The organism is Dermabacter sp. (assembly GCF_032550575.1).
In the GTDB taxonomy this organism is placed as follows: Bacteria; Actinomycetota; Actinomycetes; order Actinomycetales; family Dermabacteraceae; genus Dermabacter; species Dermabacter hominis.
In genome coordinates, this window is the sequence record NZ_JAWFZC010000013.1 from 21,285 (window position 1) to 31,803 (window position 10,519).

Annotated in this window: 17 protein-coding genes and 1 pseudogene; 5 read left to right on the forward strand and 13 right to left on the reverse strand. The window is 65.3% G+C overall.

From position 1 onward, the window contains the following. Nucleotides 1-177: 177 nt before the first annotated feature. From E6X30_RS10395 to E6X30_RS10160, 7 genes and pseudogenes are all read right to left on the reverse strand, one after another. A pseudogene (locus tag E6X30_RS10395) lies at nt 178-501 on the reverse strand (HIT family protein); the annotation flags it as partial. Continuing rightward, nucleotides 498-821 carry a HigA family addiction module antitoxin gene (locus tag E6X30_RS10135; protein ID WP_316336188.1) on the reverse strand — a complete coding sequence of 108 codons (324 nt, stop codon included), beginning with the start codon at nt 819-821 and terminating at the stop codon, nt 498-500. The pseudogene E6X30_RS10395 and the gene E6X30_RS10135, both read right to left, overlap by 4 nt. After that, the gene (locus E6X30_RS10140; RefSeq protein WP_081976445.1) at nt 796-1,047 is read right to left on the reverse strand and encodes a type II toxin-antitoxin system RelE/ParE family toxin; all 252 of its coding nucleotides are present in this window, start codon (nt 1,045-1,047) and stop codon (nt 796-798) included. The genes E6X30_RS10135 and E6X30_RS10140 overlap by 26 nt, the downstream gene beginning before the upstream one ends. Nucleotides 1,048-1,056: 9 nt before the next feature. Further along, complete coding sequence (locus E6X30_RS10145) at nt 1,057-1,362, reverse strand: helix-turn-helix transcriptional regulator (RefSeq protein WP_016664128.1); 306 nt, start codon at nt 1,360-1,362, stop codon at nt 1,057-1,059. A gap of 5 nt (nt 1,363-1,367) precedes the next feature. Continuing rightward, nucleotides 1,368-1,718, reverse strand: coding sequence for a type II toxin-antitoxin system RelE/ParE family toxin (locus E6X30_RS10150; RefSeq protein WP_016664127.1), 351 nt, complete (start codon nt 1,716-1,718; stop codon nt 1,368-1,370). A gap of 172 nt (nt 1,719-1,890) precedes the next feature. After that, a complete protein-coding gene (locus E6X30_RS10155) occupies nt 1,891-2,250 on the reverse strand; it encodes a DUF6176 family protein (protein WP_316336189.1) in 360 nt (119 codons plus the stop codon). A 355-nt stretch (nt 2,251-2,605) separates the two neighbouring features. Next, a complete protein-coding gene (locus tag E6X30_RS10160) occupies nt 2,606-3,232 on the reverse strand; it encodes an MFS transporter (protein ID WP_016664125.1) in 627 nt (208 codons plus the stop codon). Between the two features lie 332 nt (nt 3,233-3,564). Here E6X30_RS10160 and E6X30_RS10165 point away from each other — a divergent pair, with 332 nt between their 5' ends. Both E6X30_RS10165 and E6X30_RS10170 read left to right on the forward strand, forming a co-directional pair. Then, on the forward strand, nt 3,565-3,879 hold the full coding sequence (locus E6X30_RS10165; protein WP_161493661.1) for a helix-turn-helix domain-containing protein: 315 nt from the start codon (nt 3,565-3,567) through the stop codon (nt 3,877-3,879). After that, a complete protein-coding gene (locus E6X30_RS10170) occupies nt 3,879-4,721 on the forward strand; it encodes an IS3 family transposase (protein ID WP_016664123.1) in 843 nt (280 codons plus the stop codon). The genes E6X30_RS10165 and E6X30_RS10170 overlap by 1 nt, the downstream gene beginning before the upstream one ends. A gap of 69 nt (nt 4,722-4,790) precedes the next feature. Here the strand turns inward: E6X30_RS10170 and E6X30_RS10175 are convergent, their stop codons facing one another. Together E6X30_RS10175 and E6X30_RS10180 are read right to left on the reverse strand one after the other, a co-directional pair. Beyond that, nucleotides 4,791-5,696, reverse strand: a complete 906-nt coding sequence (locus E6X30_RS10175; RefSeq protein ID WP_016664122.1) for an antirestriction protein ArdA — start codon at nt 5,694-5,696, stop codon at nt 4,791-4,793. Continuing rightward, complete coding sequence (locus E6X30_RS10180) at nt 5,693-6,517, reverse strand: BPL-N domain-containing protein (RefSeq protein WP_016664121.1); 825 nt, start codon at nt 6,515-6,517, stop codon at nt 5,693-5,695. Before E6X30_RS10180 ends, E6X30_RS10175 begins: the two co-directional genes overlap by 4 nt. Nucleotides 6,518-6,595: 78 nt before the next feature. Between E6X30_RS10180 and E6X30_RS10185 the strand changes: the two genes are divergently transcribed. Next, nucleotides 6,596-6,772 carry a putative glycolipid-binding domain-containing protein gene (locus tag E6X30_RS10185; protein WP_147594896.1) on the forward strand — a complete coding sequence of 59 codons (177 nt, stop codon included), beginning with the start codon at nt 6,596-6,598 and terminating at the stop codon, nt 6,770-6,772. A 41-nt stretch (nt 6,773-6,813) separates the two neighbouring features. Here E6X30_RS10185 and E6X30_RS10190 read toward each other — a convergent pair whose 3' ends face one another. Next, entirely contained in the window at nt 6,814-7,281 is a 468-nt protein-coding gene (locus E6X30_RS10190; protein WP_016664120.1) for a hypothetical protein, read from the reverse strand. Between the two features lie 515 nt (nt 7,282-7,796). Here E6X30_RS10190 and E6X30_RS10195 point away from each other — a divergent pair. Both E6X30_RS10195 and E6X30_RS10200 read left to right on the forward strand, forming a co-directional pair. Next, nucleotides 7,797-8,213: a CPBP family intramembrane glutamic endopeptidase gene (locus E6X30_RS10195; RefSeq protein WP_016664119.1), complete on the forward strand. Its 417-nt coding sequence runs from the start codon at nt 7,797-7,799 to the stop codon at nt 8,211-8,213. 4 nt (nt 8,214-8,217) lie between these two features. Beyond that, nucleotides 8,218-8,811 (forward strand): TetR/AcrR family transcriptional regulator, encoded by a 594-nt coding sequence (locus tag E6X30_RS10200; RefSeq protein ID WP_016664118.1) that lies wholly within the window; start codon nt 8,218-8,220, stop codon nt 8,809-8,811. Nucleotides 8,812-8,975: 164 nt separating this feature from the next. On the opposite strand, the gene E6X30_RS10205 is transcribed toward E6X30_RS10200, so the two are convergent. The 3 genes from E6X30_RS10205 to E6X30_RS10215 form a co-directional block, all read right to left on the reverse strand. Continuing rightward, nucleotides 8,976-9,263: a GNAT family N-acetyltransferase gene (locus tag E6X30_RS10205; protein WP_232049727.1), complete on the reverse strand. Its 288-nt coding sequence runs from the start codon at nt 9,261-9,263 to the stop codon at nt 8,976-8,978. A 378-nt stretch (nt 9,264-9,641) separates the two neighbouring features. After that, the gene (locus E6X30_RS10210; RefSeq protein ID WP_016664116.1) at nt 9,642-10,079 is read right to left on the reverse strand and encodes a type II toxin-antitoxin system VapC family toxin; all 438 of its coding nucleotides are present in this window, start codon (nt 10,077-10,079) and stop codon (nt 9,642-9,644) included. Beyond that, nucleotides 10,076-10,309, reverse strand: a complete 234-nt coding sequence (locus E6X30_RS10215; RefSeq protein WP_016664115.1) for a FitA-like ribbon-helix-helix domain-containing protein — start codon at nt 10,307-10,309, stop codon at nt 10,076-10,078. The genes E6X30_RS10210 and E6X30_RS10215 overlap by 4 nt, the downstream gene beginning before the upstream one ends. Nucleotides 10,310-10,519 lie beyond the last annotated feature (210 nt).

The window sequence follows — 10,519 nt, forward strand, 5'->3', positions numbered from 1 at the left end:
TTCCCCCAGCCGACCAAGGGCCTCCGAGCGCTCCGGGTCTCCAACGCGGACCGTGGAAGCTCAGACGGCAGCCGCTAGCGTCGCACTGAGACGAGCACCAGCCGCCGCTTGATCGATCGCCGTGACAGCAGAGTTCGTCTCGGGCCACGTATCCACGCCGTCTCCGTTACGACGCGGCACCACATGGACGTGCCAGTGAGCAACCGACTGGTCACTCCCCGGACCACAGGCGCTCAGCAGATTAACCCCCGTACCGAGCCTCGCCTCCACCATCGCTGAACCAATAACGCTGCAAAGCTCAACCACCGCCGCGCGAGATTCGGACGTCGCCTCGAGGACCCCAAGGCAGTGTTGCTTCGGCACGACAAGCGTGTGCCCGGCTGACAGCGCAGAATCAGTCAACGTCAAGAAGGCAAGTGCCTGCGAACTCTCCGCAATGATGGTCGCAGGGCTGGAACCAGCTACGATGTCGCAGAAGATGCACTGATCGCTGGATTTCACGACGCCAGCCCCCAGGGCGTAGTCTTGTCCACCTGTTCGGCGGTGCGGACTGCAGCCAGTGCCAGCTCATGCCGCAACTGCAGATTCAGCCAGAACTGCGGCTCGATCGCGAAGTAGCGCCCCAGCCGTAGTGCCGTGTCCGCGGTGACCGCGCGCTTACCGTGCACAATCTCATTGACCCGACGCGGCGGCACACCGATCGAAGCCGCCAGCTTGTGCTGCGTAATGCCGAACCCCTCGATGAAGTCATCCATGAGGACCTCACCCGGACGGATCGGCTCGATCAGGTCACTCTCAGCGGTCGTCGACGAGTTCGACATCGTCTGCACCTCCATCTCTCCAGACGAAGCAGAGACGCCATTGTGCGTTGACGCGGATGCTGTGCTGTCCCACGCGGTCCTCGTTTAGTGGCTCTAACCGGTTGCCAGGCGGTATGCACCGCGAGTCGACGAATCGAGCAGTGCGGGTCTGCGTCAGCTTTCGTGTGGTTGCGTTCTGGACACGGGAATCGACCGAGTTCAGGCACGCATGGCCATGGCGTCGCACGGGAGCCTGTCAGGCCACTTGGACGCGATGATCGCCCAGAACATACTCGATCGACAGACCGCCGCCAACCGCCTCAAGGTAATTGCGGATCGTACCGACCTTCGCATTATCAAGGTCGCCATGCTCGATCTTGGAGACCTGACGCTGACCCACGCCGATGCGTGCAGCGAGCTGCGCCTGCGTTAGACCAGCATCTTCACGAAGCTCACGGAGTCGGTATGCGCGCGTCTCGGCGAGCATCCTCTCCTTATGCGCGTCGACGCGCTCGCGGTCCACGGGATGCTCGGCGACAAAGTCCTTCAGTGACAGGGCCATTTCGGTCACTCTCCTCTCAATTTGCGCAGGTGTTCATCGAAAATGTCGTCGGCCAGTGGAACGTTCGTCTTGTACCAGCGCGTCCAGTTGCCAGCCTTGTCGCCAGCGATCAACATGATCGCTGAGCGCTCCGGATCGAATGCGAACAAGACGCGCAGCTCAGATCGTCCAGCCGAACCCGGCCGCAGCTCCTTCATGTTGCGATGTTGTGACGACGACACAGTGTCAACGATTGGCCGCCCGAGCTGTGGGCCACGTTCTTCGAGTAGCTCGATCGCAGCTATCACCTGCACCCGCGAATCATCGTCCAGCGAAGCGAGCCATTCGGCGATCAGCTCGATGTCCACGTTCCACATAACGCAAGCTTAGACCATATATGGTCTAAGCTCAACAGGGCGTAACAGCGTCTTCTCGGGCCGGCCAGCGCAGGCCCACAAGAACCCTGGAGGTCAGCGCGTCGTGCGCGATGATATTGATCACAATATCCGACACGCGCCAAACAGCGCGCAACTGGATGATCGCCGCGATCTATTCGCACACGAGAGGCACCATCGCTGCCTCCACACGCTGTGGCACCATGTGCACCCGCGGTGTGAGGTCCTCACCCGGATAGGTGTCATCGATGCACTCTTTCCAGAATGCGACGTGATGCTTGTCGAGCCAGTATTCAGAATGATTGACAGACTGCCCACTCTCACCCTGCACGCTGTACCAGTAGAGGTAATCAACGTTGTCCACGACTTCGTGGAAGATCGTCTCGACGTACATCTCCTCGGGTTCGAGAGTCTCGCGTACTGCATCCTCATTCTCGTTCAGGAACGCCATCCACTCGTCAACTTTGGCTCGCGCGCCTTCCCGCACCCGAAACCTGGTGAGCTCAATTCGCATGCGACCAGCCAACCATGTAACGAGCGCTTCCGACGACAAAACGAAGGCGAACCGAGTCACACATTGAAGCGGAACTCCACCACGTTCCGTAGCCGAATAACCTCAGCTTGCGAACTCGGCAAAGCAGCGCGATGAGCACGCCGCAGAGAGCCAGCGGCGCACCGAGCCGGTCGAGCCCGTCGTCCAGGAAGACCGCCATGTCGTGGGAGAGCAGGACGATTGGAGTGACCGTGACCAGCAGGAGGAGGATCCGCGCGATGACGTCGGCGCGGTGCTCGCGCAGGATTGCGCCGATGCCCGGCTGCCCCTCGTCTGCTGCGGTGCCCGCGGCTCGTCGGGGAGCGGTGACCGCGGGTCAGGTTCGATCCCTACTCCGCTCGACCAGACAGACCGCTGCCGCAGCAGTTGAGAGGGCGGCGACGATTGCGACCGGCAGCCAGGCGGTGCCGCCGATGAGCGCTCCGGCGACGGCGGTGCCGGCCGAGCCGGCGGCGATCTTCAGCGCGCCGACCCAGATGAAGATCTGCCCGCGCGCCTCGGGCGGGGCGTACTCGCTCCGAGCCGCGAGCGTAGCCGCGAAGAACAGTGAGTTCGCAATCCCTGCTGCGCCGAACGCGACGAGGGCAGCAGTGAAGTTCGTCGTCGCGATGACCAGGAGCAGTGCCGCAGCGACGACTGCCGCGAGGACGCCGGTGAGCTTGTCGGCGTCCCCGTGCAGCGGCCGGACCATGAGCAGCCCGGAGCCGGCGAGGGTGCCGATTCCGTAGCTTGCGACCAGGCTCCCGGCCAGCGCCGCCTCGCCCAGGGACTGCGCGACCGCGACGGCATAGATCGGCAGCGCCGCGACGGAGAATGCGACGACGACGGTCAGGACGAGAGTGCGCCGCAGCGGGCCGGATCGCCGGATCGTGACGAGGGTGCGTCCTGGGGACGGGACCGCGCCGGGGTCGTCGAGCGGGGACTGGCGCGGCAGGGCGAGCACGGCTCCGGCCCCGACGACCTCAGCGGCCGCCAGTGCCAGGGTCGCGACGAGCGGGCTCGCGGCTGCGGCGAGCCAGGCGACCGCGGCCGGTCCCAGGGTGCCGCTGAGCCTGAAGTGCTCCCCGGAAGTTGGACTGAGAATTCAGTTTCTTCTTCCGGGGAGTCTTCATGTATGCGAGTAGTTCTCTGACCCAAGCCCAGCAGCGGGCGGCTGTAGGGTTGTTCGAGGCGGGCTGGGGCGACACGGCCGTGGCGTCTGAGCTTGGTGTGAGTCGTTGGCCGGTGCGAAAGTTGTTCCAGCGTTGGCGTGTTCGAGGCAGAGGAGCGCTGGTCATGGCATCGGGCAAGAAGGTCTATCCGTTCGAAACGAAGGTGGCCGTCGCGCAGCGTTTCCTGGCTGGGGAGCCGAAGACGGACCTGGCGATCGAATTCGGTCTGTCCTCTCCCCAGATCGTCCAGAGATGGGGAAGGATCCTGCGCGAGCAGGGCGAAGACGGTCTCAGACCCAGACCACGAGGTCGGAAGACGGCCACGGGGCCGTCCGACGAGATCGAAACTCTGCGGCGCGAGGTTGAGCGGCTGAGGGCGGAGAACGCCTACCTGGGAAAATTGCGGGCCTTGATGGAGCCACAACGTCGGTCAAGGTGATGGCCGTCGTTTCCCTCAAGGCAGACCACAGGCTCACCGATCTGCTCGCCGCGGCCGGGCTGGCGAGATCCACGTTCTTCTATCACCAAGCCCGCCTCACCGCCCCGGACCCGCAGGCTGGGTTGAAGGCGGCGATCAGGGAGGTCTTCGAGGCCTCGCGTCGCCGGTTCGGGCATCGACGGGTCTGGGCCAAACTGCGGGCCCAGGGCTGGATCGTCGCGAAGAAGACCGTCCTGAAGTTCATGCGCGACCTCGGGCTGCGTTGCGAGATTCGCCGCAAGCGGTTCCGGTCCTTCAAGGGCGAGGTCGGCAAGACCTTCCCGAACCTTCTCCAGCGTGACTTCACCACCACTGGCCCGAACCAGAAGTGGGTCACCGACGTCACCGAGTTCCACCTCGACGGCGAGAAGGTGTATCTGTCGGCGGTCATGGACCTGTTCGACCGCCAGATCATAGGCGCGACCATCGGCCCGTCACCGAACCTGGCCCTGACCAACACCTCCCTGGAACAGGCCGTCGGCCGGCTGCGAGAGGGAGACCACCCGATCGTCCACTCGGACCAGGGATTCCAATATCAGCACTGGCAATGGCGCAGGATCCTCGGCCAGGCCGGCGCGAGAGGATCGATGTCCCGGCGCGGGAACTGCCTCGACAATGCCGTAATCGAGAGCTTCTTCGGCCACCTCAAGGACGAACTGTTCTGCTCGACCACGATCACCACCGTCGAGCAACTCACCACCGAGTTCACCGACTACATCGACTGGTTCAACCACCACCGCCCCCACAACAGCAACAAGGGCCTGCCCCCGGTCCAATACCGGGAACAGACCCTTGCCGCCTAGGCCCTAGGCTTTCAAACCAGTCCGACAATCGGGGACCAGTTCACCAAATCTGGCTGCGGGGCTCTTATGTCACAGGTCTCGGAATACGAACACCCCACCGTCGGGTGCGGGTATGACGGTGTGGTCGAACAGCAGGTCGCGGGTCCATGATTCCCAGTTGAAGTACCGCTGAGCCTCCTCGGGCCATCCGTCCATTAGACCGGTGTCCTCAGCGAGCTGGGCGGCGAAGTCGTCGAAGCGCTCCCACTGCCCGCAGTAGCGCTCCTCGAAGTCGGAAGTGCTGGGCAGGCAGCGCCCCACGGAGGTGTAGTTACCCGACTCCACCCAGGCGCACAGCGCAGGCCACAGAGTCTCACCGACCTCCTCGTGGACCTCACCCCACTCGGCGACCTCGGCAAGGCCCATCTCGCAGGGCACCGGGATGTTCTCGTGGTCGAGGCACCAGACCTCCTCACAGCCCGTGTACGGGCCGTCAGCGTCCCCGTGGAGCTGGGCGAGGGTGACGTCGGCGGCGTCGGTGCCGGCGGGATGGAACTCGACAGGGCTCGCGAGGATCTCGTCGAAGCCCATCGGCGTGACCGTCTCGTACACGACGTCGACGATGTGCTCCCCGTCGACCACCGGCTGGCCCCGCCAGAGGTTGCCCGGCTTCATGATGGCGCCCATCGACTCCGAGATCCACCAGCCGTGGACGTTGGCGCGGGCCCGCTCGCACACGAGCCATGCGCCGTTGAGGGCTCCTGCCGACGAGCCGTACACCGCGTCGAAGGCCGCCAGCAGGCCGCGTTCCTCCAGCTCACAGATCATGCTGCCGCCGTGGGCTGCTCGCGAGCTGCCGCCCTCGAGCACCACGGCGAGGCGGGCGTCGTCGTCCCGGTGCAGCGGACGGGAGCCCGCGGCCATGCGGGTGCGGATGAGGTTGAGGACGGGGTGCACGGCCCCATCCTGCCGCGCCGAACCGGCGCCCGGGTTCATGGCACGAGCTGGCGCACCAGGGGCAGGGCGTAGGCCCAGTCGTCGCCGTCCTCGTCGATGAGTCCGCTGCCCTTCAGCCAGGTGCTGTCGGCCTCGGGGTGCGGGCCGATCAGGCCGATGCGGCCCTGCCCGAGGACGTAGCGCGCCGCGGCGATGTCGCCGGTCTCGTAGCGGGCATGCACGACGGCGCCACGTTCGGGCAGTCGGGCACCTTCCTGGAAGTACGTCCACCGTCGGGTGCCGTCCCAGGTGACCGCGACCAGGTGGTCGGCACTGTCCACCACGGGAAACCCCGGCGCCCCGACCTCACCGTCGATCTGCCTTGGGATGAGTCCGAACCCGTCGTTGCCAGCCAGGTAGGCCCCCATGCAGACGCCCAGATAGCGGCCCCCGCCGCGCACCCACTCCTGCAGCGCCTCGACGAACGGTGCGGGGAACTCGGCGGCGGCTGCCGGGATGTCGTCGCCGCCGCCCGGCTGGACGTACAGGTCGATCCCGTCGAGGGCCCCCGCGTCCAGCGCAACCTCCTCGTCGGGGCCGACGAAGGTCACCTCCATGTGCAGCGGCGCGCCCGCGAGTCGTTCCGCGAGCGTCTCGGCGCAACCGTCGCATCCGGCTGAGCCGCGATACACGGCAGCGACGGTCGGTCGCGGCGTCGGTTGCTGGGCCGGAGGCGTCGGCGAGGCGCACGACGTCAGCCCCGCGGCGACCGGCACCAGTGCGGCTCCGGTGAGGAACCCGCGACGGGTGGCGCAGGCGGGCGGACGGCAGGACGACGCGCCGGCAGCGGGGCTGCGCTGGTCAGTCGTCGCGTGGTCCATGGGCCACATGGTTATTGGTCGCTGGCGTCGTCACCAGTGACTACTCGACATCCAACCTGAACAACGGCTGGTGATGGCGTGGATCGATCTGCCTTCGCTGGAGGTCAGCGCCTCGGAGCAGTACTACGCCAGCATCGATCGCGGCTCGGTTCGCTTCATCAACGGGACGAGGACTTCGACGCTGTGCTCGACGTCGACGGCGACGGCGTGATCACCGACTACCCCTTCGCCCGAAGGATCGAAACTGGCGCCTGACAAGGGCAACCGGCGAGCATCCCCGCCAGCCGGGACGGTGATCACTCGAACCGGCGCAAGGTACACCAGTCGGGGACGCTGTCCGTCCGGTAGTAGTGGACGAAGATGTCGCCGGCCTGTTGCGCAGTGAAGACCTCAAGCTTCGGAACCGTCTCCGCCCGACCTCGCCAACGAACCTCCAGCTGCGCGGCTCCTTGTTCGTCGGAGCCCCTGCACCCGAGCTTGTACAGACCCAGCTCGCCCGAGGCATCGAACTGGCTCACTTCGACCATCATTGCCGTCGCTGCCCCCGCCGCCTGCAGGAAGCACAGTGGCCACCCGGAGGCCCGGGGATCCCACAACCGCGTCCCCTCGGGGAACCGTGCCAGGGAGACGGCGAACTCCTGCTGACCATCCATGCCCGACAGGACGCGCCGCAGCATCGCCTCCGGATCGAGCAGCTTGCACACTTCCGTCACGGACGCGCCGCCGTTGAGCGTCAGTGCATGCGTGGGATCCCAGGAACCCATACAACCCTCCTTCGAGCAATCAGCGGTGCAGCGAGCACCAAGTATAACCAGACCAATGACCCGCGAGCGGAGCACGCCCGCAGGCACGGCGTCGCTCATCGAGCCGCAGGACCAGCGGCCCTGCGGCGACGGGCGGGGATTGTAAGAGGTAGCCCGTACGGTCGGCGACACGGGTGAGGTCAAGGAGAATCCCGGGCATGCACCACGATGGATACGGCCAGTCAGGAAAAGGCTGGAAGAGCTGGCAACCGCCGGCGGCAGAGCCGAGCGAGGCAATCACAAGCGTAGAGAGATTCGCTCCTACTGGTGCCGAGACTGCCACGCCTACCACCTCACCGGCAAGCTCCTGAGGTGATGCTTGGAGCGACGAAACCAGGTTCCGACACCGGGGACACGCTGGGCGTTGAGCGAGGCCGCGTCGCAGCTGCACCGCTTGGCTCCCCGAGGTGCCGTCACAGCCCGTTCAGAGCACGGGGACAACTCCGACGAGATCGCTTGACAGGGGGTCCCCCCTGATGGCAGCGGCGTACCTGTCGCTGTGGATCGCCGTGGGCTTCAACGAGGAGATCTGGTTCCGGGGTCTGTTGCTCGCCGCCCTGCGGGGGCGCGGCGACCGGTTCGCGATCGTCGCAGGCGCAGTGATCTTTGCACTCCTCCACCTCGGCAACATCTTCACCGGCCAGCCAGTCGTCTACATCGTCGGCCAGCAAGCGCTCGCCCTGCTCGTGGGGATCGTCCTCGCGGGAATGGTGATCGCATGCCGGAGCCTGTGGATCGGGATCATCTGGCACGCGGTCTATGACTACGCGGCCTGGCTGACCGGGGATTCGGTCGACACTGCAGGGCTGATCAGCCTGTTCGGCACCCTGGCCCTGCTGGCAGTGCAGGCGGTGTGGTGGTGGCCCCGCACCACCCAGGCCGAGGCAGAATGAACCCATGGAACTGACCTCACGGCAGCAGGCCTATGCCGACGCGGGCCTGGCCGTCATGGCTCGCGACGGCATGGGAGCGGTATCCTATCGCAGCGTGGCCGCAGAGGCGGGAATGTCGCTCGGGGCGGTCCAGAAGTCCTTCGCCACCAAGGACGAGCTGCTCCAGGCGATGCTCGCCCGCTTCCGTGCAGCCGCGGCGGCACCGGCTGTCGCCGTGCCGAGTCAGCCGACGCTCGTGGACTGGCTCGTCGCCCTGACGCTGCAGATCCTGCCACTCAACGAACGGAGCCGCCGCCAGGAAATCGTCGCGACGGGATTCGGAAACCTGGCGCACACCAATCAGGCCTTTTCCCTCGCACTGCGCACGGAGGATGCCGAATTGGTGGGGCGCATCGCGTCACTCATCGGACGCGCCATCGCGGAGGGCGAGATCCAGCCCGTCGATCCAACCCGCGCGGCACGCATCTGGCTCGCCCTGGTGCAGGGATATGGCTCGCAACTGCTCTATGACCCACGCACGGCTGACGCCGTCGAGGAAGAGCTCCACATCGCCTTATCGGCGCTGTTCAGACGCGCCGATCGCGTCGAGTCGGCGTAGCCACCTGCACAATGCCCCTGCGGCCCCTTGCTCCAAGTCGCAGCAGCCAACTACACACAAACCGGAACTCGACCGGGTCGCCACGATTAGGGGCAGTCAGGTGGATCTTGGAAGGCTCGCCACAGGGCAGCTGACCTCAGGCCTTACATGCCGCTGCCACAGGGTCAGACGCCTGTGCTCACCCACCGTCTCTCACCGTCGACCACATCGGTCGGGACCATGCCCAGCTTCGCAGCTACCGCCTGCGAGGCCAGATGATCGGGATTGATATGCGCAGCCACACTGTGAACTCCACGTTGAACGAGCCGATCGACCAGCAGCTGCGCGGCCCGCGACGCATAACCGTGGCCCTGCCACGGCTTACCGACCACCCAGGCAATCTCGGCGGGTCCGCCATTCTTGGGAACAGTGGCTTGCACATATCCGATGGGCTGGGCGTCAAGCAGCACCACCAAGTTGATCCAGTCCTTCGAGCCATCGAGGGAGCAGCCCCGAGTCTGGATCGCGTACGGCCGCTCGAGCTCCGTAGCGCTCGGCGGACCCACCGGTGAACTCGTACAGCGATGGGTCCGCCAGCACTTCGGCCATCACCTCCGCGTCATGGACCGACAGCTCACGAAGGTGCACAGCGTTGACCATCAGGAGCATTCCAGCACCAGGATTCACCCCCAAGCAAAGCATTCCCCACGCTTCTGGGGCGGCGAAGCATTCTGGGTGCCGAGGGGTCGTGGCAAGCGAGCCTTAGGCGGCCCGCAAGGGCTTGATCGCAGCGATCTCATCGATTGCCCGATCCTGCGCAAGCTCTAACCAAGGCCCGCGACGAGCCCGAGTCACGAAGCGGGGTGCGAAGTTCCTGTCCACGGATCAAACAAGGAGACACCGGTCCTCAGGAAGTCCTTGATGTTGCGCGTCGCACAGACCGCTCCCCGGGCTCGACAGATCGCCGCTATCTGCGCATCCCCAGTCGAGACCGGAAGACCAGCCGCTTCTCGCTGGGCCAGGGTGTCGGCATAGTGCGGAGCCGCCACGGCATCGAAGGCAAGAATCGCACCGGTGTCGCGATACGGACGCAGAGCACCCTCAACCGCCCCAGTGAGCTCGGTCTTTCGCCTACCATCAGGCAACCTGCGCAGGCCCGCCAAGAGCTCAGCCAGAGTGATTGCGGTGATGGCAACGTCATCAGTGACCGATTCCAGCCATTCCACGACGTTCACTTCCGGACGCGGCCTGAGCACCTCGGAGACGACGTTCGTGTCGAGAACGATCACGAGAAGTCCACTACGCGGGCGCGGTCAGAACGTTCGGGAATCGGCAAGTCTTCGACCCCACCGGCCAGCTGTCCCGCACGCAACAGCGCGAGCCCAATGTTTGGACGGGTCGCCGCCCGCGTCAGGATGTCACGAACTTCCGCCTCCATGGAGCGACCATGCTCCCTGGCCTGAGCAGCCAAGCGAGCCTTGACCGACTCATCAAGCCCACGGACGACAATGGACGACATCACGATCACCTCCCGAAGGTGCTTGCACTCATGCTATCACCCCAACATCAGCTCCAATCGGACTGGCCCCGGAGCCGCCGGCGACCGCCTCACACGTTGAAGCGGAACTCCACCACATTGCGCTTAACCGTAAGACTGTGGCTAAACGGATGTGCATGATGGGGATTGAGGGGATTTCACCGCGGGCCTTTGTCCCGGTGACAACGATTC